We start from the raw sequence: 25314 nt of genomic DNA on the forward strand, positions 1-25314 counted from the left end.
TCGCCCGACCGCCGGGCCGCCGGCGCGCAGTAGCGTCGGGCCCATGCATGCGATGACGATTCCTGAACCCGGCGGGCCCGAGGCACTGGTCTGGGCGGAGGTGCCGGACCCGGTGCCCGGGGAGGGCGAGGTCCTGGTCGAGGTGGCGGCCACCGCCGTCAACCGCGCCGACCTGCTCCAGCGGCAGGGTTTCTACGACCCGCCGCCCGGCAGCCCCCGCTACCCGGGCCTGGAGTGCGCGGGCCGGATCGCCGCGCTCGGCCCCGGGGTGTCCGGCTGGGCGGTCGGCGACGAGGTCTGCGCGCTGCTGGTGGGCGGCGGCTACGCGCAGCGGGTCGCGGTGCCGGTCGGCCAGCTGCTGCCGGTGCCGGACGGGCTGACCCTGGAGCAGGCCGCCGCGCTGCCCGAGGTGGTCTGCACGGTGTGGTCCAACGTCTTCCTGACCGCGCACCTGCGGCCGGGCGAGACGGTGCTGGTGCACGGCGGTGCCAGCGGCATCGGGACGATGGCGATCCAGCTGGCCAAGGCGGTCGGCGCCCGGGTGGCGGTGACGGCGGGCGGGCCGGAGAAGCTGGCCCGCTGTGCGGAGCTGGGGGCCGACGTGCTGATCGACTACCGCGCGCAGGACTTCGTCGAGGTGCTCCGGGAGGCCACCGGCGGCGCCGGGGCGGACGTGGTCCTCGACATCATGGGCGCCAAGTACCTGCAGCGGAACGTGGACGCGCTGGCCGTCAACGGGCGGCTGGTGATCATCGGGCTGCAGGGCGGGGTGAACGGCGAGCTGAACCTCAACACGCTGCTGCGCAAGCGCGGCGCGGTGATCGCGACCAATCTGCGCGGGCGGCCGCTGGCCGAGAAGGCGGCGATCGTGGCGGCGGTGCGCGAGCACGTCTGGCCGCTGGTCGCCTCCGGGGTGGTGAAGCCGGTGGTCGACCGGGTGCTGCCGCTGACCGAGGCCGCCGAGGCGCACCGGGTCCTGGAGGCCGGCGGGCAGGTCGGCAAGGTGGTGCTGCGGGCGTGACGGCCCCGCCCGGAGCCGGCGGGGGCCTGCCTTCCGCCGGTCCGGGCCGTCCGACATGCCCGGAATGCCGGGCTGTGTGAGTCTGGACGGGAGCTGTCCCGCCGCCGACCCCGCCCCGCGCGGTCGGCCGTCGCGGAAGGACCTCGACCGTGCCCGCACCTTCGTCCGCGTTCCTCGGGCCACTGCCCGCAGCACCACTGCCGTCCCCGTCCCGGCGGTTCCCCGGGTGCGTCCGGGGCCGGGCGGGTATCCGCCCGGTCACCCGTCTCCTGGGCGGCCGCCGCGCCGAGCGGCGTGCCCGGCGGCTGCTGGTGGCGGCCGTGCTCGGCCTCGCCGTGCCGCTGGCCCTCGGCCCGGCGGCGGTGGCCGTGCCGACCGGTCCGACCGGGGCCACCGGCGTCGTGCCGGTCCCGGTGGTCTCCCCGGGACCGACGGCCGGGCCGTCCGCCCCGCCGTCCCCGCCGTCCCCGCCGTCCCCGGCGTCCCCGGCGTCCCCGGCGTCCCCGGCGTCCCCGGCGTCCCCGGCGTCCCCGCCGTCCCCGGCGGCCCCGTCCGCGCCGTCCGTCGCCTCGTCCCCGACCGTGACCGGGACTGCGGCGGCGTCCGCGACGGCGGCCCCGGCCCCGGCCTCCCCGGCGGCGTCCGCCGTCCCGGAGCCGTTTGCCACGGAGCCGGTCGTCCCGGAGCCCGCCGTGCCGGAGCCCGCCGCCGGGGAGTCCTCGGCGCCGGCGGCGGCGCCCGAGGCCGCCGAGAAGTCCGTGACCGCCCCCGCGACCGCCGTGGTGTCGGCCGGGACGCCCGGGTGGCAGCGGACCGGGCACCTGCGCCCCGGCCTCCCCCGGGCCGAGTGGGAGCAGCGCCGGCTGCGGCACCACCCCGCCTCGGCGCCGGAACGCACCGGGCGCGGCCCCGGGCACGCCGCCGGGCAGACCCCGGAGCAGCCCGTCGAGAGCGCGCCGGACCCCGCCGCGGCCCCCTCGGGGACGGCCGGCGCCGAGGCCCCGGCCGAGCCCTCCGACGGCGCCGGGAGCGCGACGCTGGCGCTCGGCCCCGGGGCGCAGACCGTGGTGGCCGGCCCGGTGGTGCTGCCCACCCGGTGGGACGACGCCTCCACCCGCCAGTTCCCGCTCGGCGCCGGGCTCGGTCTGATCGGCTGCGGGCTGGGCCTGATCGGCCTGCGGTTGCGGCGCGGCTGACCGCGCGCCGCCGCCCGGAGCGTCCCGCCGCCCGGAGCGCCCTGCCGGCGGGAGCGCCCCGGGCCGCACGAAGCCGAGCCCCGGTACCCGGGCGGACTGAGTATCCGTACGGATACCGGCCCGCGTGCCCGGGGCGTAGCGTCGTTGCCCGGGTGGCCGGGGGCCTCCACTCCGGCAACCCCAGTGAGGGAGAATGTGGTTCATGACGAATCCGATGAACGAGCGCTCGTCGCACGAGTTCCACCAGGCCATGGGCGGGCAGTCGCAGGACGGCCAGAAGGTGCTGATCGTCGGACCGGACGGGCTGCCGGTGGGCCAGGGGATGGTCGGCATGGCCGGGGACGACGAGGGGGACGGCCCGCGTGAACTGCCGGTGACCGAGATGGTCGAGCAGCCGGCCAAGGTCATGCGGATCGGCAGCATGATCAAGCAGCTGCTGGAGGAGGTCCGGGCGGCTCCCCTCGACGAGGCCAGCCGGGCCCGGCTGAAGGACATCCACGCCAGCTCGATCAAGGAGCTGGAGCTCGGCCTGGCGCCCGAGCTGGTCGCCGAGCTGGAGCGGCTTTCGCTGCCGTTCACCGAGGACTCGATCCCGACCGAGGCGGAGCTGCGGATCGCCCAGGCGCAGCTGGTGGGCTGGCTGGAGGGCCTGTTCCACGGCATCCAGACCGCGCTGTTCGCCCAGCAGATGGCGGCCCGGGCGCAGCTGGAGCAGATGCGGCGGGCGCTGCCGCCGGGCCTGCACGGCGCGGAGCCGGAGGGCGACGAGCCGGGCGAGGGCCGCGGCATCCGTTCCGGCCCGTACCTGTAAGGCCGTACCTACGCGTAGGCCGTACCCGTACCGCCACGGCCCCGCCGGGCCGCGGGGCCCCGGGCACGGCACGGCGTCCCGGGGCCGTACGCGCGACCGGCCGGTACCCGGTCGCGACCCGGACACAGTGTCGGCCCTGGGCCGGTCGGTGTCGGCGCGAGCCGATACCCTGAGCCCCTGTCGCAGGCCGGGCGAGCACCGCGACAGGGGTCGGGCGGGCCAGCGGGCCGGGCCCGGACAACGCACGGACGAGACCGAACGTCACGGTCGCGGCGGCAGGGCCGCGCCGAGGGGGAGCAGAGGACCATGAGCGAGCACGGCAACGCGGCGGTCGAGGGCTACTCCCTGGGCAACGGGCGGTACGTGCTGCAGCGGGTGCTGGGCGAGGGCGGCATGGCCTCGGTCCACCTCGCGTACGACAGCGTGCTGGACCGCCAGGTCGCGCTGAAGAGCATGCACGCCGAGCTGGGCCGGGACGACTCGTTCAAGGAGCGGTTCCGCCGCGAGGCGCAGGCGGTGGCCCGGCTGGAGCACCCCAACATCGTCACGGTGTACGACAGCGGCGAGGACATCGCCCCGGACGGCTCCAGCACCCCGTACATCGTCATGCAGCTGGTCGACGGCAAGGGCCTGCGGGACGCCATCAACGAGGCGGTCGCCCAGCAGGGCGCGATCGCGGTCGAGGAGGCGCTGCAGGTCACCATCGGCGTGCTGAACGCGCTGGAGGCCTCGCACGACATGGGCCTGGTGCACCGCGACATCAAGCCCGGCAACGTCATGTTCGACCGCAAGGGCAACGTCAAGGTCATGGACTTCGGCATCGCCCGCGCGCTGGAGAGCGGGGTCACCTCGATGACCCAGACCGGCATGGTGGTCGGCACCCCGCAGTACCTCTCGCCCGAGCAGGCGCTCGGCAAGCCGGTGGACGCCCGCTCCGACCTGTACTCGGTCGGCGTGATGCTCTTCGAGATGCTCACCGGCCAGCTGGTCTTCGACGGCGACTCGGCCTTCTCGATCGCGTACAAGCACGTCCAGGAGGAGCCGCCGGCGCCGTCCACGCTCAACCCGCGGCTCAGCCCGGCGGTCGACGAGTTCGTGGCCAGGGCGCTGCGCAAGGACCCGGCGCACCGCTTCCCGAGCGCGGCGGCGATGCGCGAGGAGGCGGAGCGGCTGATGGACGCGGGCAAGGGCGGCGGCAGCCCGCTGGCGGCCAGCAACCCGCTGGTGATCACCGACGGGCCGCGCTCGGTGCACGCGGCGCCGCAGGCCCCGCGGACGCCGACGCCGTTCCCGCAGCCGCAGCCGTTCCAGACCCCGTCGCCGGCGTTCCAGCAGCCGCAGACCCCGCAGCCGTTCGCCGCGCCGCAGCCGTACCAGACGCCTCCGCCGGCGTTCCAGCAGCCGCACACCCCGCAGCCGCAGTTCCTCCACCAGCAGGGGGCTCCGCAGGCCCACACCCCGCCGCCGCACCCGATGCCGGCGCCGCCGTTCCAGCCGGCCCCGGCGTCGAACAGCGGCGGCTGCTCGACCGCGCTGGTGATCATCGGCATCATCGTCGGCGTGATCGTGCTGGCGGTCATCATCATCGCGATCGTGGTCAACCGGGCCGAGCGGGATTCGGGCTCCGGCTCGAGTTCCGGCTCGCGGGTCTCGGGGCCGACCGCCACCGTGCTGCGCCTGGACGGTCCGGCCGACCGGAATGGCCTGCTCTGACGCGTTCCGTCCGGATCGCGCGTGCTACAGGCGTCGGCCGGAGGCGGTAGCGTTCGGGGATACGAGCGACAGGGCACCGCGATCCGAGCGAAGGCCCGGGGCGAGGAGCGATGGCACAGACGCAGCATCCGGACGACGACGACGGGGCCTGGGCGACCGGTCCGGCCGGCGGGGCCCCGAGGACGCCCGAGCCCGGTAGCGACGCCGCCACGACCGCGCTCCCGCCGTACGGCGGCCCGCAGACGCCGGGCCGGGGCACCGCCGCCCCGCTGGGCACCGTCGGCGACGGCCGCTACCGGCTGACCCACCGGCTGGGCCGGGGCGGCATGGCCGAGGTGCTGGCCGCCCAGGACGTCCGGCTCGGCCGGACGGTCGCGGTGAAGCTGCTCCGCGGTGAGCTGGCGCAGGACGAGATCGCCCGCCTGCGCTTCACCAGGGAGGCGCACGCCGTCGCGGCGCTCAACCACCACGCGATCGTCTCGGTGTACGACACCGGCGAGGAGTACGTCGGCGAGGAGTCGACGCCGTACATCGTGATGGAGCTGGTGGAGGGCAAGACCGTCCGCGAGCTGCTGGTGGACGAGACGGCGCCGCCGGTCGACCAGGCGCTGATCATCATCGCCGGGGTGCTGGAGGCGCTGTCCTACAGCCACCGGCACGGCATCGTGCACCGCGACATCAAGCCGGCCAACGTGATCATCACGACCAACGGCGCGGTCAAGGTGATGGACTTCGGCATCGCCCGGGCACTGACCGGCACGGCCTCGACGATGACCCAGACCGGCATGGTCATGGGCACCCCGCAGTACCTCTCGCCGGAGCAGGCGCTCGGCAAGCCGGTCGACCACCGCTCCGACCTGTACGCGGCCGGCTGCATGCTGTACGAACTGCTGACGCTGCGCCCGCCGTTCACCGGCGACACCCCGCTGTCGGTGGTCTACCAGCACGTCCAGGACCAGCCGGTGCCGCCCTCGCAGGCCAATCCGCGGGTGCCGGCCGGGCTGGACCCGCTGGTGCTGCGCTCGCTGGCCAAGAACCCGGACGACCGCTTCCAGGACGCCGACGAGTTCCGCGCCCACATCGAGCACGCGCTGCGCGAGCTGACCGGCGGCACCGGCGGCTGGGCCATCGGCGCCGCGGCCGGGGTCGGCGGGGCGTACGGGGGCAGCGGCGCGCTGCCGGCGGTCGGCACGGACGAGACGGCGGTGCTCGGGGCCGGTGTCCCGGGCGACCCGACCGCGGTGTTGCCGTACGGGGGGCCGGGCGGCCCGCGCACGCCGTCCGCGCCCTACCCGGCGGTCGGTGGGTCGTACGGCGGCGACGGCGACTCCGGCGGCGGCCACGGCGGCGGTGCCCGGCGCGGGCCGTGGCGCCTGGTGGCCGGCATCGCGGCGGTGGTGGTCGCGGCCGGCGTCGGCATCGGCATGGCGCTCAGCGGCAACGACGACGGCACGGACGGGAAGCCGGGCGGTACCAGCCCGTCCGCCGGGGTGGTGTCGACGGCCCCCGAGGCCACCACGCCCAGCTCCGGTTCGACGGCGACCCAGAGCCCGCAGACCGGCCAGAACACCCGGCGCCCGCAGCAGCCGACCGACAACGGGAACAACAACAACGGCGGCGGCAACCAGAGCCAGCAGCCGAGCCAGCAGACCGGCAAGCACAACACCCCGAGCCCGACGGCCACGCCGACGATGTCCGGCAGCAAGTCGGCCACGCCGTCCGCGCCGGCGACCGGGACCGGTACCGCCCCGTCGACCGGCACCCCGACCACGGGGACGGGCGGCGGAGCGACGACGCCCCCGGCCACGGCGCCGGCGACCAACCCGCCCCCGGCGGGCGGGGGCGGCGGCACGACGCCGCCGGCGGCGGGCGGGGGCGGAGCCACCACGAAGCCGACGCAGCCGGCGGCCGGCGGTACACCGACGCCCTGACCCGCCGGGTCAGTTGGCGAAGGCGTCCAGGACCTGCTCGTACTCCTGGCACCACCACGCCAACTGGCCCGCCGAGGCGGGGTAGAGCGGGTCGGCCCGGTGGTCGGCCCGCTGGTAGCGCCACTGGAGCATCCAGAAGTCGTTCAGCCGCTCCCACCAGACCCGGTGCGCCGCGGCGGCCAGGTGCTCGGCGGTGGCGGCGCCGGTGGCCCGGTAGGACTGCGACCAGTGCCGGACCCGGACGAGGTCCAGCACCCCGGTGACGCGGTCGTTGAAGAGCAGGGTGGCCGCGCGGACGGCCTCCTCGGCGCGCGGCTGCGGTCCGAGCTTGTCCCAGTCCAGGACGGCCGTGATCCGCCCGTCCCGGTGCAGCAGGTTGAGCCCGTGGAAGTCGCCGTGGGTCCAGCCGGTGGGCGGGGCGGCCTGCGGGAGGGGTCGGCGGTGGGCGTGCTCGGCGAGCAGCTCCAGCCGTTCGGTCAGCCGGCGCTCGACCAGGGCGTCCAGCTCGCCGTGCGGCTGGTGCTCGCGGGCCCGGCTGCGCAGCTCGCGGGCGAGCGCGGAGCTGTCCAGCGGGTCGGCGCTGCGGTAGCCGGAGGGTTGTGCGACGGGAGCGCAGACCTCGTCGAGTGCGCCGTGCAGCCGGCCGAGCAGCGCGCCCAGCCCGGCACACTGCGGCAGCGCCAGCTCGGTGCCGTGCCGGTGCCGGCCGTCCACCCAGGGGAAGAGCGCGAACAGCCGGCCGCCGAACGCGGCGATCGTCGAGGTCCGTCCGGAGAGGGCCAGCGGGGGAGCGACGGGCAGGTCCAGGGCGGCCAGCGCGCCCATCGCGCGGTGGTGGGCGGCGACGGCCTCCCGGCCGGCGGTCGCGGCGTCGACGTAGCACTTCAGGAAGTACTCGCCGGCTTCGGTGGCGACCCGGTAGCCGCGGTTCAGCAGGCCTTCGGCGACGGGTTCGGCGGTGAGCAGGCGGCCCACCCGGTAGCGGCGCAGGACCTCGGCGAGCGCGGCGTGCGGGACGGGCGGGCTGAGGGTTCCTATCGGGGGAGCGGCGAGGTCGGGGCGGGCTGGTGCGAGGGCGAGGGTCTGGCTGAAAGTCACAGCCAGAGGTTAGGACCTCTCGGCGGGGGTCCTTGACAGGTCGTCAATTGTGTGCATCGGCCTATCCGTGCTGGTGGTCCGCCTGGTGCCGGGCCACGAAGGCGGCCGCCTGCGTCCGCCGCTCCATTCCCATCTTCGCGAGCAGACTGGAGACGTAGTTCTTCACCGTCTTTTCGGCGAGGTGCAGCTCGTTGCCGATCTGACGATTGGTCATCCCTTCGCCGATCAGGTCCAGGATGCGGCGCTCCTGCTTGGTGAGCTGGGCGAGCCGTTCGTCCTCCTTCTCGCCGCCGTCCCGCAGCCGGGCCAGCACCCGGCTGGTGGCGACCGGGTCGAGCAGCGAGCGGCCGGCCGCGACGTCCCGGACGGCGGTGATCAGGTCGGTGCCGCGGATCGCCTTCAGCACGTAGCCCGAGGCACCGGCCATGATCGAGTCGAACAGTGCCTCGTCGTCCGAGAACGAGGTCAGCATCAGGCACTTGATCTCCGGCAGCCGGGAGCGGATCTCCCGGCAGACCTCGACCCCGTTGCCGTCCGGCAGCCGGACGTCCAGGACGGCGACGTCGGGGTGGACGGCGGGGATCCGGGTCAGCGCCTCGGCGGCGGTGCCGGCCTCGCCGACCACGTCGATGTCGTCCTCGACCGAGAGGAGTTCGTGAACGCCCCTGCGGACCACTTCGTGGTCGTCGAGAAGGAATACCCTGATTTGTCCCTTATCAGTCACGCGCAAAGCCTCCCATATCACCCTACGAAAGACCTCTTGCCCGCACCGGACCGGGGTCGCTATCCGGCCAGAGCGGTCGAAACCGATGCCGGTAACCCCCTTACGCCGGAGCCTTCGCCCGGATAACGTGCGCAGGTGTCCTGAAGGCGACCGAATTGAGAGCTGCGCCACACGTGCGTTTGTAGAGCCCGAACAAGTAGGACGTCCTAGCGCAGACGCGCGAGGGGCGGACGCTGGGTAACGTTCTCGTGAGGGCGCCGTCGGAAAAGGAGCACCACCTGCCCCGCGGATGGGAGCGCACACCCACGCGCGCCCCGCGAGGCGGTGACCGGACCGGTCACCGGCGACCCCGGGCGGCCGGACAGACCGAGGAGTGAACGTGACCGTCAAAAGCACGGCGAGGGCCCGCAAGAAGGCGGCCCCCGGCGTCCCTGGCACCCTCCGCGCCAAGGGTAAGGACGCCCAGCCGGAGCTCGTACAGCTGCTCACCCCGGAAGGCGAGCGGGTCGAGCACCCGGACTTCCCGCTCACCGTGGAGCCGGACGAGCTTCGGGCCCTCTACCGTGACCTGGTGCTGGTGCGCCGGTTCGACGCGGAGGCGACCTCCCTGCAGCGCCAGGGCGAGCTGGGCCTGTGGGCCTCGCTGCTCGGCCAGGAGGCGGCCCAGGTCGGCTCCGGCCGCGCGCTGCGTCCCGGCGACTACGCCTTCCCGACCTACCGCGAGCACGGCGTCGCCTGGTGCCGCGACGTCGACCCGCTGAACCTGCTCGGCATGTTCCGCGGCGTGAACCACGGCGGCTGGGACCCGAACGAGAAGAACTTCCACCTCTACACCATCGTGATCGGCGCGCAGGCCCTGCACGCCACCGGCTACGCGATGGGCATCACCAAGGACGGCGCCGACGACGCGGTGATCGCGTACTTCGGCGACGGCGCCTCCAGCCAGGGCGACGTCAACGAGGCCTTCACCTTCGCCTCGGTCTACAACGCGCCGGTGGTGTTCTTCTGCCAGAACAACCAGTGGGCGATCTCCGAGCCCACCACCACCCAGACCCGGATCCCGCTGTACCGCCGCGCCTCCGGCTTCGGCTTCCCGGGCGTGCGGGTCGACGGCAACGACGTGCTGGCCTGCCTCGCGGTGACCCGCTGGGCCCTGGAGCACGCCCGCAGCGGCAACGGCCCGGTGCTGATCGAGGCGTTCACCTACCGGATGGGCGCGCACACCACCTCCGACGACCCGACCCGCTACCGGCTCGCCGAGGAGACCGAGGCCTGGAAGGCCAAGGACCCGATCGCCCGGCTCCGCGCCCTCCTGGAGAAGGAGGGCCTGGCCGACGAGGCGTTCTTCGCCTCGATCGACGCCGAGAGCGAGCAGCTCGGGCTGCGGGTGCGCGAGGGCGTGCGCGGCATGCCGGACCCGGACCCCACCCTGATCTTCGACCACGTCTACGCCGAGCCGCACGCGCTGGTCGATGAGGAACGGGCCGGGTACGTCGAGTACGCGGCCTCCTTCGAGGCGGGGGAGAACCTCTGATGGCCGGTCAGCTCAGCATCGCCAAGGCGCTCAACGACGCGCTGCGCAAGTCGCTGGAGAGCGACCCGAAGACCGTCCTGATGGGCGAGGACATCGGCAAGCTCGGCGGCGTCTTCCGGATCACCGACGGCCTGCAGAAGGACTTCGGCGAGGACCGGGTGATCGACACCCCGCTCGCCGAGTCCGGCATCGTCGGCACCGCGATCGGCCTCGCGCTGCGCGGCTACCGCCCGGTCGTGGAGATCCAGTTCGACGGCTTCGTCTACCCGGCCTTCGACCAGATCGTCTCCCAGCTGGCCAAGATGCACGCCCGGGCGCTCGGCCACGTCAAGCTCCCGGTCACCATCCGCATCCCCTACGCGGGTGGCATCGGAGCCGTCGAGCACCACAGCGAGTCGCACGAGGCGTACTTCGCGCACACCGCGGGTCTGCGGGTGGTCAGCCCGTCCAGCGCGCACGACGCGCACTGGATGCTGCGCCAGGCCATCGCGTCGGACGACCCGGTGATCTTCCTGGAGCCCAAGCGCCGCTACTGGGACAAGGGCGAGGTCGGCGCCGCCGCCGACCTGGGCCTGCACGACGCGCGGATCGTGCGCCCCGGCGCCGACGCCACGCTGATCGCCTACGGCCCGATGGTCAAGGTCTGCCTGGAGGCCGCCGCGGCCGCCGAGGAGGACGGCCGCCGGCTGGAGGTCGTCGACCTGCGCTCGCTCACCCCGGTCGACTTCGCCGCCCTGGAGGGGTCGGTCAAGCGGACCGGGCGCGCCATCGTGGTGCACGAGGCACCGGTGTTCCTGGGCATGGGCGCCGAGCTGGCCGCCCGGCTCACCGAGCGCTGCTTCTACCACCTGGAGGCGCCGGTCCTGCGGGTCGGCGGCTACTACGCGCCGTACCCGCCGTCCCGGGTCGAGGAGGCCTTCCTCCCCGACCTGGACCGCGTGCTCGACGCCGTCGACCGCGCCTTCGCGTACTGATCCCGGGGAGCGCTGATGACCACCGAAGTTCGCTCGCTCCGCGAGTTCAAGATGCCCGATGTGGGCGAGGGCCTCACCGAGGCCGAGATCCTCAGCTGGTACGTCAAGCCCGGTGACACCGTCACCGACGGCCAGGTCGTCTGCGAGGTGGAGACCGCCAAGGCCGCCGTGGAGCTGCCGATCCCGTTCACCGGGGTCGTCGAGCAGCTGTTCTTCGCGGAGGGCGCGACGGTCGACGTCGGCACCGTGATCATCTCGGTCGCGGTGGCCGGCGAGGCGCCGGCGCCCGCGGCCCCGGCCGCCGCCCCGGCGCCCGCCGCCGCCGCTGCCGCGGAGGCCGCCGAGCCCGAGCGGCGCGAGGTGCTGGTCGGCTACGGTCCGCGGACCGGCGGCAGCCAGCGCCGGGCCCGCCGCACCACCGCCGCCGCGCCGGCGCCCGTCGCTGTCCCGGCCGCGGCGCCCGCTCCGGCTCCGGCCCCCGCACCGGTCGCGGCCCCGGCCCCGGCCGTCGCGGTGACCGGTGACCGGCCGCTGGCCAAGCCGCCGGTGCGCAAGCTGGCCAAGGACCTCGGGATCGACCTGCGGGCCGTCACCCCGACCGGCCCGGACGGCGTGATCACCCGCGAGGACCTGCACGCCCACGCGGCGGCCGTCGCCGTCCCGGCTCCGGCCCTGGTGGTCGAGCAGGCCGCCGAGCCGGCCGCCGCCCCGGTGGCCGTCCCCGGCGCGGGCGACGTCCGGGTGCCGATCAAGGGCGTCCGCAAGGCGACCGCGCAGGCGATGGTGGCCTCGGCCTTCACCGCCCCGCACGTCACCGAGTTCGTCCAGGTCGACGTCACCCGGACGATGAAGTTCGTCCGCCGCCTCAAGGAGAGCGGCGAGCTGGGCCGGGACGTCCGGGTCAGCCCGCTGCTGCTGGTCGCCAAGGCGCTGCTCACCGCGATCAAGCGCAACCCGGAGATCAACGCCCAGTGGGACGAGGCGGCCCAGGAGATCGTCATCAAGGGCCAGGTGAACCTCGGCATCGCCGCGGCCACCCCGCGCGGCCTGATCGTCCCCAACATCAAGGACGCGGGCGCGAAGACCCTCTCCGGCCTGGCGGTCTCGCTCGGTGAGCTGATCGACACCGCGCGCCAGGGGAAGACGGCGCCCGGCGACATGCAGGGCGGCACGGTCACGATCACCAACGTCGGCGTCTTCGGCGTCGACAGCGGCACCCCGATCCTCAACCCCGGCGAGGCGGCCATCCTCGCCTTCGGGGCGGTCCGGGAGCTGCCGTGGGTGCACAAGGGCAAGGTCGTCCCGCGTCAGGTCACCACGCTGGCCCTGTCCTTCGACCACCGGCTGGTCGACGGCGAGCTGGGTTCCAAGGTGCTGGCCGACATCGCGGGCATCCTGGAGCACCCGAAGCGGCTGATCACCTGGGGCTGATCCCCGGCCGGTCCGACGCGCGCACGGGGCCCGCCCCGCCGGTACGTCCGGCGGGGCGGGCCCTGCCGTGTCCACGCCGCCTCTTCCGGTGACCCTGCGTGGCCGCATCGTCGGTGAACGGTGAACAGCGCTGTTCCCGGGGGACGGGCGAGCCGTTCACCGCTCGTTGCCGGTACGGCCACCCCCGCTCCCTAGCCTTCGGGCGCGCGTCCCCGCCGTCCGACCGGACGGCGGACCATACGCTTCCCCCCGGGAGTCAGCATGGAACGACGTACCTTCCTGCGCGGCGCCGTCGCCGGTGCCTCGGCCGCGGCCTTCGTCGGCACCCTGACGCACGGCGCCGCCTACGCGGCCCCGGCGCAGAACGGGCCCGGCCCGTACGGGGCGCTCGGCGCCGCCGACGCCAACGGCATCCAGCTCCCCTCCGGCTTCACCAGCCGGGTCGTCGCCCGCTCCGGCCAGGCGGTCACGGGCACCTCGTACGCCTGGCACAGCGCGCCCGACGGCGGTGCCTGTTTCGCCGACGGGGCGGGCTGGATCTACGTCTCGAACTCGGAGATCAATCCCTCCGGCGGTGCGAGCGCCCTGCGGTTCAACTCCTCGGGCACGGTCACCGGCGCGTACCGGATCCTGTCCGGCACCCGGCAGAACTGCGCGGGCGGTGCCACCCCGTGGAACACCTGGCTGTCCTGCGAGGAGGTCAGCCTCGGCTACGTCCACGAGACCGACCCGTTCGGCGTGAACGCCGCCGTCCGCCGTGACGCGCTGGGCAGGTTCAAGCACGAGGCGGCCGCCGCCGACCCGGTCCGCCGGGTGGTCTACCTGACCGAGGACGAGACCGACGGCTGCTTCTACCGGTTCGTCCCGGCCACCTGGGGCAACCTGTCCGCCGGCACCCTGCAGGTCCTCAAGGCCGGCACCGCCACCTCCGGCACCTTCACCTGGGCCACCGTTCCCGACCCCGACGGCGCCCCGACCACCACCCGCAACCAGGTCAGCGGCGCGAAGCGCTTCAACGGCGGCGAGGGCTGCCACTACGCCAACGACACGGTCTGGTTCACCACCAAGGGCGACAACCGGGTCTGGCAGGTCAACCTGGCCGCCGGCACCTACGAGCTGGCCTACGACGACTCGCTGGTCAGCCCCGGCACCGCGCCGCTGACCGGTGTGGACAACGTCACCGGCTCCACCTTCGGCGACCTGTACGTCGCCGAGGACGGCGGCAACATGGAGATCTGCGTCATCACGCCGGACGACGTCGTCGCGCCCTTCCTGCGGATCACCGGCCAGTCCTCCTCGGAGATCACCGGTCCGGCGTTCTCCCCCGACGGCACCCGCCTCTACTTCTCCAGCCAGCGCGGCACCAGCGGCAGCTCCTCCGGCGGCATCACCTACGAGGTCACCGGTCCGTTCCGCCGCTGACCGGCGGGAAGGAGGCCCGGCCCGCGCACCGCGGTGCGCGGGCCGGGCCCCTTCGTTCCAGTGGTCCCGGCGGAGCTCAGGACCAGGCGGTGTCGTCGTCGGCGACGGTCCTCTCCGGGTTCATCGGCATGCTGTGCCTCCGGCGTTCCGGGGTCTCAGCCCTGGGCGCGCACGCGGCGCACGGCGACGACCAGGCCGGCGCCGAGCGCGGCGAGGCCGGCGGCCAGGCCGGCGAGCAGGCCGTTGGGGGTACCGGCGCCGGTCTGCGCGAGCTCCGGGGTACCGGCGGGCGCGCTGGTGGCGGGCGCGGCGGCGGGCTTGCTCTCCGGGGTGGCGGGGGCGGTCGGGGCGGCCGCGGTCCTGTCGCCGGCCGGGTTCGCCGGCTTGGCCGGGGCGGTGGCGGTGGGCTTCGCGGCGGCGGGCTTGGCCGGGGCGGTGGCGGCGGGCTTGGTGGGCGTGGGCTTCGGGGTGGCGGACTTGTCGGGGGCGGGCTTCGAGGGCTTCGGCACCGTGACGGCGATGTTCCGGGACACCCACTCGCTGCGCTTCCCGTTCTCAGCAGTGGCGGCGAGACCGGCGTGGAGGGTGCGGAGGCCGGCGGGGGCGTCCGCGGCGAGGCCGACGCGGAAGGTGACGTGCTCGACCCGGTCGGTGGCGACCGGCACCCCCTTGGCCGGGGCGGCGAAGAGCGTCGGGTCGCAGCCGTGCCTCAGGGAGAGCTTCTGCCATCCCCCGGTGAAGCGGTACTCGACGGTCAGGTACTTGCTGGCCAGGTACCGGACACCACCCTCGGCGTCACCGGCGAAGCCGGCGGAGAGCGCGAGGGAGGGCACCACGTTGCGCATCGGCGCCCCGCTGTGGTTGCCGATCTCGGCGCCGAACTCGACCTTGGGCCCGCCGGCCTTGACGGCCAGGTCGGGGGTCATGAAGAAGCCGATCGAGACGCTCGAACGGTCGGCGGCGTCCGCCTTCGGTGCCGCCTCGGGAGCCGCCGTCGGGGCCGCCTTGGTGGTGCTCGACGCCGGGACCTTGGCGTTGTCCCCGGCGCAGGCCCAGGAGGACTCGGCGGTCAGCAGCTGGACGGAGCCCGCGAGGACGACGGTGGCGGCGACGGTGGCGATCCGGCGGCGACGGGTGGTGGCAGAGGTGCCGGAGCTCTTCGCGAACCCGGGCATAACGGACATGCGCATGATGGGACCCCCCTGGGCCTGATGCTGGTGCGAATGGTGTGGGGTGAAGGTGATCGGCCTGCTCCTGTCGAGCAGTTCGCGCCCCCCGGCTCGGCCGATCCGGCTTCCCGCTTCCTTCGTACGTACAGACAGCGATCGCCCCCGAAGGGTTGCGTCGGGTCCGGAGTTTTTTCGGGAGACTTTTCGGTGGCCCTGGCGCCGCGGATGGCCCCCATCGTTCACATGATCAGACTGATCGGTATGACTGGTGAGATTCTTGTGGTTCGTCCAGACCGGTGATCTTTTCGTCATTCGGTGAGGACGACACGCCGGGCCGGGTACGTCTTCGCGTCCACCACCCGGGCGACGCCGGGTGACCGGAAACGTCGAGGACGCACCCGTATGCCGCCTGGCAACCCTGGCCGGATCGTCCGGAGTCTGGCCGCACTCGTGCTGGTGTCCACCGCCGTGCTCCCGGCCGCGCTGGAACTGGCCGGGCCCCCGCCGTTCGGGGTGATCGGGCCCGGCGCTCCCGCCGACCGCGCGGTGCCGCCGCACACCGCGGTGCGCAGCGCCGACCTGCCCGCCGCCGGCGGGGCGCCGACCGTCGACATAAGGCGGACCGGGGACCCGGCCAACCGGATCACCCTGGTCCTGCTCGGCGACGGCTACACCACCGGGGAGCAGGACCTGTTCCGCGAGCAGGCGGACCGGGCCTGGCGCTCGCTGATGGACATCGAGCCGTTCCGCAGCTACCAGGGGTTCTTCAACATAAGGCGCGTCGAGGTGGTCTCCGCGGTCTCCGGCATCGCCGAGACCGAGAACCGCGGCCGGCGCCCCGCCACCCCGCTCGGCATGCACTTCTGGTGCGAGGGCACCGCCCGGCTGCTCTGCGCCGACGAGGAGGCGACCGCCCGCCTCGCCGGCAACGGCGAGGGGCCGCAGTACCTCATCGCGCTCGCCAACTCCACCGAGTACGGCGGCGCCGGCGGCACCGGGGTGACCACCCTGGCCGGCGGCAGCCCGGACGCGGGGCGGATCATCCAGCACGAGATAGGGCACACCGTCGGGGACCTCGGCGACGAGTACGACAGCGCGCCGGACGACGCCGACTACCCCAACCTCGCCACCGACAACGCCGAGGAGATGCGCCGCAAGCAGACCAAGTGGTGGCGCTGGCTGGGCGCGGAGTCCCCGGACGGCGCCGGGACGATCGGGGCCTACCGCAGCGCCAACGGCATCTACCGGCCCACCCCGGACTCGGTGATGCGCACCCTCGGCGGGGCGTACAACCTGCCCTCGCGGGAGGCGATCATCGAGGAGATCTACCGGCGCGTCAGGCCCACCGACAACCCCTCGCCGCCGCCCGGCGACGTCACCGGACGGCCCCGGCTGGAGGTCCGGCCGCTCCCGCTGGCCGGCGCCCGGCAGCTGCGGGTGGACTGGACGGTGGACGGCGTCCCGGTCGAGCCGCACGCGGCGGACCGCAGCTGGCTGGACACCACGGGGCTGCCGCTGGCGCCCGGGCGCAGCGCGACCGTCACGGCGACCGTCCGGGACACCACGGACTGGGTCCGCGACGAGGCCTTCCGGGACCACTACATGACGCGCTCGGTCTCCTGGACGCTGGTCGGCTGAGCCGGTGCCCCGGGGCGGACCGGATGGTTCGTATCCGTCCCGGGCACCCCGCCCTGGGCATCCAATGATGGGATGACTAATCTGGGGCCACTATGACCGTGGAGCCCGCCAGTTCAGCCCGCCCCCTGTCCGTCCCCGCTCCCCGTGCCGACGCCGGCCCCACGGCCGGTCCCACCGCCGTCCACCACCCACCGGGTGGACGGGCCGCCTGGCTCGCCTGGTCCATCGGCGTCAGCGTCTACGTCCTGGCCGTCATCCACCGCACCAGCCTCGGCGTCGCCGGCCTGGACGCCGCCGACCGCTTCGGCATCGGTGCCTCCGCGCTCTCCACCTTCTCGATCCTCCAGGTCCTCGTCTACGCGGCCATGCAGATACCCGTCGGCCTGCTGGTCGACCGGTTCGGCCCGCGCCGGGTGCTGCTGTTCGGCGTCGTCCTGCTCAGCGCCGGCCAGCTCGCCTTCGCCTTCTCCGGTTCCTTCGGCCCGGCGCTCGCCTCCCGGGCCGTGCTCGGCTGCGGTGACGCGATGACCTTCATCAGCGTGCTGCGGATCGCCGCCCGCTGGTTCCCCGCCGCCAAGAACCCGCTGGTCGCCCAGCTGACCGGCCTGGCCGGGATGAGCGGCAACCTGGTCACCACCGTCGTCCTCGCCCAGGCCCTGCACAGCGAGGGCTGGACGCCCACCTTCACCGCCATCGCCCTGCTCGGGGTCGCCGTCTTCGCGCTCGTCGCGCTCTTCCTCCAGGAGGCGCCGGACGGGCCCGCCGGGGCTCTGCCGACCGCCGCGCAGCCCCGGCCCGGCATCGGGCGGCAGGTCCGGGAGACCTGGCGGGAGCCGGGCACCCGGCTGGGGCTCTGGATCCACTTCACCACCCAGTTCCCGGGCAACGCCTTCGGCCTGCTCTGGGGCCTGCCCTACCTCGTCGAGGCCCAGGGCATGACCCGCGCCGCGGCGGGCGGGCTGCTCACCCTGCTGGTGCTCTCCAACATGAGCTTCGGCTTCCTCTTCGGCCGCGTCCTGTCCCGCACCGCCCGGGCCCGGATGCCCATCGTGCTCACCGTCATCGGCGCCACCGCGCTGCTCTGGGCGGTGGCGCTCGCCTGGCCCGGCGGCCACCCGCCGCTCTGGCTGCTGGTCGCGGTCGTCCTGGTGATGGGCAGCAACGGCCCCGCCTCGCTCGTCGGCCTCGACTACGCCCGCGCCCGCAACCCCGTCGAACGCCTCGGCACCGCCTCCGGCATCGTCAACATGGGCGGCTTCATCGGCACGATGATCACGCTCTTCGGCATCGGCGTCCTCCTGGACACCCTCACCCCGGGCGCCGCCGACACCTACACGGCGAGCGCCTTCCGCTGGGCGTTCTGCTGGCAGTACGTGCCGCTGGCCGTGGGCACCCTGATGATCCTGCGGCTGCGGAAGAAGCTCGCGGCGGTATCGGCGTAGGGCTTCCGACCTGCGGAAGCGTCGTCACCCTTGCTACGGGCGAGGGTGACCGACCGCGGGTCGACGGTTCGGCGCCGGCGCGAGTCGAGGACCTTGACGGCGCCGGCACGTGACGTACGGGAGCGCGAGGCGCGCCCGCCCGGCGTGCACGGTGTGTGTACGCCGGGCGGGTGAGGGGCGGGGCTACGGGGTGACGGAGAAGTTGGCCAGGACGCGGTCGGCCAGCTCCTTGTCGCCCTCGACGGTCACCGGGCCCGGGCGGCCGCGGCCGCAGGCGAGGCGGACGTAGGTCTCCCAGTCGAGGGTGAGCTGGACGTCGGGGGCGAGGCTGATGGACTCGTCGACGGTGCCGCGCCCGGCGGAGTCGACGCGAACGGTGCGCAGGAACTCGACGGGGCCGGTGACGTCGACGACCAGCGCGGTGCCGGCCGGGGCGCCGGCCTGCCGGGCGACGGCCTTCGGCAGCCCCTGCAGCAGGACGTCGCGGGTGACCAGCGCCGCGGGGGAGTCGAGGTTGCCGGGGACGCCGAGGGCACGGCGCAGGTCCTGCTCGTGCACCCAGACGTCGAAGGCGCGCAGCCGCAGCAGCTCGTGGTACGGGATGTCGCCGCTCTGCGGGCCGGCCGGCCGGCGGACCGGCTCGTTGGGCATCTGCTTGGCGTTCCGCAGCGCGCGCGAGCGGCGGATGATCGTGTACTCCAGCTCGCTGGTCATCTCCAGCGCGGTGTGGCAGCGGCGCTTGTCGACGGGCAGTTCGAGGTAGCGGGCCGCCTCGGTGGTGACGTGGTGCAGGTCGCGCGGGAGGGAGTGGATCGGACGGGGGTCGCCGAGCAGCTCGGACTCGACCGCGATCACGTGCGAGACGATGTCGCGGACCGACCAGCCGGGGCACTCGGTGGCCCGGTTCCAGGAGCCCTCGGGCAGGGGAGCCACCAGCTCGGATATCGCCTCGATGGACTGCGTCCACGCCTCGGTGTAAGCCTGCACGGTCTGGTTGTCCGTCACGGGAATCTCCGGCCCTCCGTCAGCTGCCTTGCCACGCGTGCCCGCGGGGTCCTGGATCGGCCGGGAAGTCCGGCTTCCGGGCACACACGCTAACCGCACGTTACGCTGCCGGGTGAGAGCAGGGCAGTGCTTTCGGGTGACGATCGTAGGACTCTTGCCGTGGACGGTGGTACTGTGCGCGCTTCATTGATCCAACTCGCGGTCTCCGACGCCGAGCCCCCGGCCGAGCGGCGGGCCCGCGCGGCCGCGCTGGTGCGGGCCCAGCGGGGATCCGACCTGGTCGTGCTGCCGGAACTGTGGCCGCTCGGCGGTTTCGCCTACGACCTCTGGTCGGACGGCGCGGAGGCACTGGACGGGCCGACCTCGGACGCGATGGCGGCCGCCGCCAGGGCGGCGGGGGTCTGGCTGCACGCCGGCTCGGTGGTCGAGCGGGACCCGGACGGGCCGATCTACAACACCTCCTTGCTGTTCGCGCCGGACGGCGAGCTGGTGCACACCTACCGCAAGATCCACCGCTTCGGCTTCGACAGCGGCGAGGCGGTGGTGATGGGCGCCGGTCAGGAGATCGTCACGGCGGCCACCGACGTCGGCACGCTGGGCCTGGCGACCTGCTACGACCTGCGGTTCCCGGAGCTGTTCCGGGCGCTGCTGGACGCCGGCGCGCAGGTGCTGGTGGTGCCGGCGGCCTGGCCGGAGCGGCGGCGGGAGCACTGGACGCTGCTGGCCAGGGCGCGCGCGGTGGAGGAGCAGGCGTACGTGCTGGCCTGCAACACGGCGGGGACGCACGGCGGGGTCGAGCAGGCGGGCCACAGCATCGCGGTGGATCCGTGGGGCCGGGTGCTGGCCGAGGCGGGGGCGGGGGAGCAGGTGCTGACCGTGGAGTTCGATCCGGCGGAGGTGGCGAAGGCGCGCGCCGAGTTCCCGGTGCACCGGGACCGGCTGCTCGGCATCCCGGCGCCGGTACAGCGCTGACGGCGCCGGTGCAGCGCTGACGGGCCCGCCGTGCCGGCCCGGGACCGCCCCGCCGCGCCGGTCGCGCCCGTGGGGGCGCGCCGGGGCGTACGGGGGGCTTGTGCACGTCGGTGTCCCTTTTGAGAAGATGAGCCCTCGTCGTGTTACCCGTCCGTAGTCACCGGTCTGTTCCCCTCAGGCCGTCCAGCCCGCCCGAGGAGGTCGCGCGCATGTTCGGCACCGACGCGGGCGACTCCCGTCCGGTGATCCAGCGCAACAGCCTGCGCGAGCAGATCGCCGGTGCGCTGCGCGAGGAGATGATGGCCGGCCGGCTGGCCGCCGGGCGGAACTTCACCGTCAAGGAGATCGCCGAGCTGTACGGGGTCTCGGCGACCCCGGCCCGCGAGGCGCTGGTCGACCTCTCCGCGCAGGGGCTGCTCCGGGCCGAGCACCACCGCGGCTTCACCGTTCCCGAGTTCGGCTGGGACGACTTCCGGGAGATCTTCGAGTCCCGGGTGCTGATCACCGACAGCTACTTCCGCCGGCTGTCCGCCGACCCCGGCCGGGCGGACGAGAGCCGGCTGACCTCGCTGCGCCGCCGGGCGGACGCGGCGGTGCGGGCGGCCCGGGCCGGGAACCTGGACGTGATGGTGGGCTGCGACCGCCGGTTCTGGCAGGAGGTCGGCGGCCTGCTGGGCAACCGCCGGATCGCCGAGTACCTGGACTGGCTGCGGGTGCAGTCCTGGATGTTCGCCGCGCGGTACCTGCGGACCATGCCGCAGCTGGGCGGGGTCTGCTGGGACGGCCATCTGGACCTGGTGGACGCGATCGCGGCGGGTGACGCGGTGCGCGCGCACGGGATCGTCTGCGAGTACAACCTCTTCACCGTCGGGCTGCTGGCCGAACTGGCCGGAGAGTCGGTGGAGTCGGTCGGGGTGCTGCCGCTGCTGACCGGCCGGGCGTCCGCCGCCCCGGGCGGTCAGGACGCCCCGGCCGCGCCGTCGTCCGGCACCCGGCCGTCCGACGCCCCGTCGCCCGACACCCCGTCGCCCGACACCCCGGGGGACGCGGAGCCGGGGAGGACCGGGGCGGGCACCGGGCCCGGCGCCGCCGGGGCGTCCCGCCCGGGGGAGCCCGCCCGACCCGCGGAACCGGGCCGCCCGGCGGCCGGCGGCGCCCGGGGCGGGGAGCGCGAGCTCGGCCGGGAGCTGGGCCGCGAACTGGGTCTGGGGCTCGGACTGGTGCCGCAGCCGCGCGCGGTGCCGTACAAGCGGTTCGGCCGCCGGCCGTCCGAGCCGCCGCCGGACCAACTGCCCGGGGGACGGCCCGATCCGTACCGCTCGCCGGGCCGGTAGGGTGGGCGGTCGTCCGTCCCGGCCGCCGCTCGTACCGGCCGTCCGGGGACCGACCCGCCCATCCGCCGTCCGCCGCCGCGCGGCCGGTTTCCCGCGTCCGGAGAGGAAGAGCCGGCCATGGCCTGCGACCTCTGGCTCGTCCCGCTGGTGGACGTGCTGAGCCACAGCCCCGACAACCCCTTCCGGGACGACCTCGCGCTCTACAACCAGGTGCTGGCCTCCCGCGGCCTGCCCGAGATGCCGGTCTACGGCTTCGTGCCGGGGCTCAGCGGGGCGGTCGAGCCGATAGCCGCGTTCGACTACGACTCGCTGCACTTCCTGCGCCGGGCCTACCTGCTGGGCCTGACCGGCCTGGACATCACGCCGGTGGACGCGCTCGGCGGCGACTACGAGCAGCTGCTGGAGATGTTCGAGAGCAGCGCCGAGCAGTCGCACCTGGTCTGGCACTTCGACCACGCCGGCGCGTACGTGCCGGTCGAGTTCGCCGCCCCGCTGGTGGAGGAGTCGCTGCTCGCCTCGGGCGGTCCGCTCGGCTCCAGCCACGGGCTGCTGCGCGAGCTGCAGGCGGTCGCCCCGGCGCTGGACATCGACCCGCTCGACCCGCCGGCGCCGACCAGGCCGCTCGGCCCGACCGGCCTGGAGCAGCCGTTCGGCCCGCCGCTGGACGACCTGCACCCGTTCGCCCGGGAGCGGCACGCCTGGGCGGGTCTGTACGCGGCGGCGACCCGGAGCCTGCACCAGGGCTCGATGATCGTCTTCGCCTGACCCCGGGACAGCCCTCCCGGGACCCGCACGGGCCCCGGGGCGGCCGTCACGCCCGGACTACCGCAGCGGCCCCTCCGGCGGCCGCTGGCGCGGCATGGTGGGCCTGGTCCCCGGCGGCGGCAGCACCCGCACCTGGGCGCCGATGCCCGGCTCGGTGCGGCCGCCCCAGCTGCCGGCGGCCTGGGTGGGCAGCCGGGTCATCCCGGCCCGGAACTCCAGCATCCACTCCGAGGTCTCGGTGCGGACCATGTCCGAGACGTCCTCGCAGAACCGCCGCAGCACCCCGAGGCACCGCTCGGCGGCCTCGCCCGCGGTGCCCTCGGTGGGGCCGAGCACCTCCCGGACGCACTCCGAGGCCCAGTCGAACTGGAACGCCTCCAGGCGGCGCTGCAGCGCCTGCCCGGTGGAGACGTCGCGCATCCAGCCGGAGGTCAGGCCGAACACCCGGTCCGCGCCGTAGCAGGCGGCGGCCAGCGCCAGGCCGACGTAGCCCCAGCTGGTGGCGTGCTCGACGGTGCCGGTGAGGTCGACCAGCGGGGCGGTGACCCCGCCGATCGCGAAGCCGGCCGAGCCGAACCGCAGCAGCCGGGCCCAGCGGCGCTTCCAGACCCGGTCCCGGCGGTACCACTCGATGGCCTCGACCGCCCGCTCCTCGGACCAGCGGTACAGCTCCTCCAGGCGTTCGGCGGGCTCGCCCCAGTCCCCCAGGGGGAACTGGCGGGTGCTCAGATCGGACCGGCGGCGGGTCGAGGCGCGGCGCGCCACGGTCGTGGCGGGCGGGTCCTCCTCGCCGATCTCCTTGCCCCAGGCACTCTCCTCGGGCTGCATTTCCGGCTGGCTCACCTGTGGGGCTCCCTGTGGCGGGCGGACTGCTGGTCTGGCTGGTTCCGACTCTGCGCGGACCGACGTTTCACCGGCCTGACGGCCCGTGGAACGAGGGGCAACGCGGTGGCCACACCGCCGGTCCGGAGCGTGTCGCTGGTGCCCCGGGGTGGCGTCACCGGCGGTCGCCGGTAGTGGTCCAACAGCACTTCTTACCGCCAAATGGCTTACCGTGTGGGCGCTTCGCCAATGATCGTTACCGGATTCGGCCACCGGATCCCGAGGTGAGAGGGTTGCGGCGGTCGGCGGAATTTCACCCGTCCGAGCGAGGCTTCGGTGACCCGCTGTCCTGACCCGGGCACCGCGCGATGATCACCGGCCTCCGGAGCTGGAGGATCCTCCGAGGCCCTCCGGGTGCCGGACGGGCGTGACCGTCTCTTCCTACGGGACCGGAGAGCGGCCGGAACCGGCCACCGGCTACCCTTGCGCAGCGTGAAGGTCCTCGTCATCGGCGGCGGCGCCCGCGAACACGCCCTGTGCCGCTCTCTGTCCCAAGATCCTGCCGTGACCGAGCTGCACTGTGCCCCGGGCAACGCCGGGATCGCGCAGGTGGCGACGGTCCACCCGGTCGACCAGCTGGACGGCGCGCAGGTCACCGCGCTCGCCCGCGGGCTCGGCGCCGAACTGGTCGTGGTCGGCCCGGAGGCCCCGCTGGTCGCGGGCGTCGCCGACGCCCTGCGCGCGGCCGGCGTCGCGGTGTTCGGCCCGTCCGCCGAAGCCGCCCGGCTGGAGGGCTCCAAGGCGTTCGCCAAGGACGTGATGGCCGCCGCCGGCGTGCCCACCGCCCGCTCCTACGTCTGCACCACCCCCGCCGAGGCCGCCGAGGCGCTGGACGCCTTCGGCGCCCCGTACGTGGTCAAGGACGACGGCCTGGCCGCCGGCAAGGGCGTCGTGGTCACCTCCGACCGCGACGAGGCGCTGGCCCACGCCGCCGCCTGCGGGCAGGTGGTGATCGAGGAGTACCTGGACGGCCCCGAGGTCTCGCTGTTCGCGATCACCGACGGCAGCACCGTGCTGCCGCTCCAGCCGGCCCAGGACTTCAAGCGCGCCCTGGACGGCGACCAGGGCCCCAACACCGGCGGCATGGGTGCCTACTCGCCGCTGCCCTGGGCTCCCGAGGGCCTGGTCGAGGAGGTCCTGGCGAGCGTCCTGCAGCCGACCGTGGACGAGCTGCGCCGCCGCGGCACCCCGTTCTCCGGCCTGCTCTACGCGGGCCTGGCGCTGACCTCGCGCGGCACCCGGGTGATCGAGTTCAACGCCCGCTTCGGCGACCCGGAGACCCAGGTCGTGCTGGCCCGGCTGCGCACCCCGCTGGCCGGCGTCCTGCACGCCTCGGCGACCGGCACGCTGGACCAGCTGGAGCCGCTGCGCTGGGACGAGGGCGCCGCGGTCACCGTGGTGATCGCCGCCGAGGGCTACCCGGCCTCGCCGCGCACCGGCGACCCGATCGAGGGCCTGGCCGAGGCGGAGGCCGCCGACGGCACCGCGTACGTGCTGCACGCCGGGACGAAGGCGGCCGAGGACGGCCGGGTGCTGAGCGCCGGCGGCCGGGTGCTGTCGGTCACCGCGACCGGGGCCGGGCTGGCCGAGGCGCGCGAGCGGGCCTACCGGGCGGTCGAGCGGATCTCGCTGCCGGGCGGCCAGCACCGCGGCGACATCGCGCTGAAGGCCGCGCAGTAGCGGCCGCGCACCCCCTGTTCCACCCCCGGGCCCCCGGCGAGCGATCCGCGCGCCGGGGGCCCGGGCGTTGCCGGCCCCCGTGCGGCCCCCGTGCCCCCCGCGCACCGCCGCGGGCCCCGCGGACAACCCCCATGGACGCAGGGTCCCCCGGGCGTTTCGGGCCCGGAGGGGGCCGGAGCGGCTCCCGGGGCCGACGCACCGTTCGGCGGCCGGAATCCAGCCCATCGAGTGACAGCGGGCGCATCCGGCTGACGTAACCGGGCGCCCGGCCTTATGGTGCGCTGGACCGAGGCGCCACAGGCCGGGCCGTTTCCGCCCGCCGCCGGGTAGCGGTGGTCGCGCGGGGGGATGCTGGACGGCGTCCGGCCGGACCGGACCTGCCCGGGCCGTCCGAGGCCGCCCCGGGCGGTCGTCCGGAATCCGGGCGACGTCACCGGGACGAGTGGAACCGGGGCGATCCGGAACACCCACCCGGACACGGGCGTCGAAAATGTCAGAAGCGCCACCAGCATGGACGACCGGGGCTCGGCCGCCGCCGTTTCCCGGTCGGAACTGATCGTTTCGAATCGGCT

The 25314-nt window shown here is 74.6% G+C and carries 20 protein-coding genes; 15 read left to right on the forward strand and 5 right to left on the reverse strand.

Going from position 1 to position 25314, the window contains the following annotated elements; genetic code table 11:
- The first annotated feature begins 43 nt into the window (after positions 1-43).
- From ABT093_RS32120 to ABT093_RS32140, 5 genes are all read left to right on the forward strand, one after another.
- Complete coding sequence (locus tag ABT093_RS32120; RefSeq protein ID WP_350570376.1) at positions 44-1021, forward strand: NAD(P)H-quinone oxidoreductase; 978 nt, start codon at positions 44-46, stop codon at positions 1019-1021.
- A 149-nt stretch (positions 1022-1170) separates the two neighbouring features.
- Positions 1171-2217 (forward strand): hypothetical protein, encoded by a 1047-nt coding sequence (locus ABT093_RS32125; RefSeq protein WP_350570378.1) that lies wholly within the window; start codon positions 1171-1173, stop codon positions 2215-2217.
- Positions 2218-2419: 202 nt separating this feature from the next.
- On the forward strand, positions 2420-3028 hold the full coding sequence (locus ABT093_RS32130; RefSeq protein WP_502884366.1) for a bacterial proteasome activator family protein: 609 nt from the start codon (positions 2420-2422) through the stop codon (positions 3026-3028).
- Positions 3029-3334: 306 nt separating this feature from the next.
- A complete protein-coding gene (locus ABT093_RS32135) occupies positions 3335-4741 on the forward strand; it encodes a protein kinase domain-containing protein (RefSeq protein WP_350570380.1) in 1407 nt (468 codons plus the stop codon).
- 110 nt (positions 4742-4851) lie between these two features.
- Positions 4852-6672, forward strand: coding sequence for a protein kinase domain-containing protein (locus ABT093_RS32140; RefSeq protein WP_350570381.1), 1821 nt, complete (start codon positions 4852-4854; stop codon positions 6670-6672).
- 9 nt (positions 6673-6681) lie between these two features.
- Here the strand turns inward: ABT093_RS32140 and ABT093_RS32145 are convergent, their stop codons facing one another.
- Together ABT093_RS32145 and ABT093_RS32150 are read right to left on the reverse strand one after the other, a co-directional pair.
- Positions 6682-7770 (reverse strand): phosphotransferase, encoded by a 1089-nt coding sequence (locus tag ABT093_RS32145; RefSeq protein ID WP_350570382.1) that lies wholly within the window; start codon positions 7768-7770, stop codon positions 6682-6684.
- Positions 7771-7831: 61 nt separating this feature from the next.
- The gene (locus ABT093_RS32150) at positions 7832-8494 is read right to left on the reverse strand and encodes a response regulator (protein ID WP_350570383.1); all 663 of its coding nucleotides are present in this window, start codon (positions 8492-8494) and stop codon (positions 7832-7834) included.
- A gap of 379 nt (positions 8495-8873) precedes the next feature.
- On the opposite strand from ABT093_RS32150, the gene pdhA reads away from it, so the two are divergent.
- The 4 genes from pdhA (at position 8874) to ABT093_RS32170 (ending at position 13855) form a co-directional block, all read left to right on the forward strand.
- Positions 8874-10028, forward strand: a complete 1155-nt coding sequence (gene pdhA, locus ABT093_RS32155; RefSeq protein ID WP_502884367.1) for a pyruvate dehydrogenase (acetyl-transferring) E1 component subunit alpha — start codon at positions 8874-8876, stop codon at positions 10026-10028.
- Entirely contained in the window at positions 10028-11002 is a 975-nt protein-coding gene (locus tag ABT093_RS32160) for an alpha-ketoacid dehydrogenase subunit beta (RefSeq protein WP_502884368.1), read from the forward strand. Before pdhA ends, ABT093_RS32160 begins: the two co-directional genes overlap by 1 nt.
- Before the next feature lie 15 nt (positions 11003-11017).
- Positions 11018-12433 (forward strand): dihydrolipoamide acetyltransferase family protein, encoded by a 1416-nt coding sequence (locus ABT093_RS32165; protein WP_350570386.1) that lies wholly within the window; start codon positions 11018-11020, stop codon positions 12431-12433.
- A 261-nt stretch (positions 12434-12694) separates the two neighbouring features.
- The gene (locus ABT093_RS32170) at positions 12695-13855 is read left to right on the forward strand and encodes an alkaline phosphatase PhoX (protein ID WP_350570388.1); all 1161 of its coding nucleotides are present in this window, start codon (positions 12695-12697) and stop codon (positions 13853-13855) included.
- A 155-nt stretch (positions 13856-14010) separates the two neighbouring features.
- Here the strand turns inward: ABT093_RS32170 and ABT093_RS32175 are convergent, their stop codons facing one another.
- Entirely contained in the window at positions 14011-15039 is a 1029-nt protein-coding gene (locus ABT093_RS32175; protein WP_350570389.1) for an LPXTG cell wall anchor domain-containing protein, read from the reverse strand.
- Positions 15040-15426: 387 nt separating this feature from the next.
- Here ABT093_RS32175 and ABT093_RS32180 point away from each other — a divergent pair, with 387 nt between their 5' ends.
- Together ABT093_RS32180 and ABT093_RS32185 are read left to right on the forward strand one after the other, a co-directional pair.
- Positions 15427-16662: a M64 family metallopeptidase gene (locus tag ABT093_RS32180; protein WP_350570390.1), complete on the forward strand. Its 1236-nt coding sequence runs from the start codon at positions 15427-15429 to the stop codon at positions 16660-16662.
- A 92-nt stretch (positions 16663-16754) separates the two neighbouring features.
- Complete coding sequence (locus tag ABT093_RS32185; RefSeq protein WP_350570391.1) at positions 16755-18104, forward strand: MFS transporter; 1350 nt, start codon at positions 16755-16757, stop codon at positions 18102-18104.
- Between the two features lie 183 nt (positions 18105-18287).
- Here the strand turns inward: ABT093_RS32185 and ABT093_RS32190 are convergent, their stop codons facing one another.
- The gene (locus tag ABT093_RS32190; RefSeq protein ID WP_350570393.1) at positions 18288-19109 is read right to left on the reverse strand and encodes a maleylpyruvate isomerase family mycothiol-dependent enzyme; all 822 of its coding nucleotides are present in this window, start codon (positions 19107-19109) and stop codon (positions 18288-18290) included.
- A 174-nt stretch (positions 19110-19283) separates the two neighbouring features.
- On the opposite strand from ABT093_RS32190, the gene ABT093_RS32195 reads away from it, so the two are divergent.
- The 3 genes from ABT093_RS32195 to ABT093_RS32205 all read left to right on the forward strand — a co-directional run bounded on the left by ABT093_RS32195 (position 19284) and on the right by ABT093_RS32205 (position 22180).
- Positions 19284-20081, forward strand: a complete 798-nt coding sequence (locus tag ABT093_RS32195; RefSeq protein WP_350570395.1) for a carbon-nitrogen family hydrolase — start codon at positions 19284-19286, stop codon at positions 20079-20081.
- Positions 20082-20290: 209 nt separating this feature from the next.
- Positions 20291-21415, forward strand: coding sequence for a GntR family transcriptional regulator (locus tag ABT093_RS32200; protein ID WP_350570397.1), 1125 nt, complete (start codon positions 20291-20293; stop codon positions 21413-21415).
- 117 nt (positions 21416-21532) lie between these two features.
- Positions 21533-22180, forward strand: a complete 648-nt coding sequence (locus ABT093_RS32205; RefSeq protein WP_350570399.1) for a putative DNA-mimic protein — start codon at positions 21533-21535, stop codon at positions 22178-22180.
- 57 nt (positions 22181-22237) lie between these two features.
- Here ABT093_RS32205 and ABT093_RS32210 read toward each other — a convergent pair whose 3' ends face one another.
- Entirely contained in the window at positions 22238-23023 is a 786-nt protein-coding gene (locus ABT093_RS32210; protein ID WP_350570400.1) for an SLATT domain-containing protein, read from the reverse strand.
- A 471-nt stretch (positions 23024-23494) separates the two neighbouring features.
- Here ABT093_RS32210 and purD point away from each other — a divergent pair, with 471 nt between their 5' ends.
- Entirely contained in the window at positions 23495-24742 is a 1248-nt protein-coding gene (gene purD / locus ABT093_RS32215; protein ID WP_350570401.1) for a phosphoribosylamine--glycine ligase, read from the forward strand.
- Positions 24743-25314 lie beyond the last annotated feature (572 nt).

The sequence above is a fragment of the Kitasatospora sp. NPDC002551 genome, assembly GCF_040296005.1.
Classification (GTDB): Bacteria; Actinomycetota; Actinomycetes; order Streptomycetales; family Streptomycetaceae; genus Kitasatospora.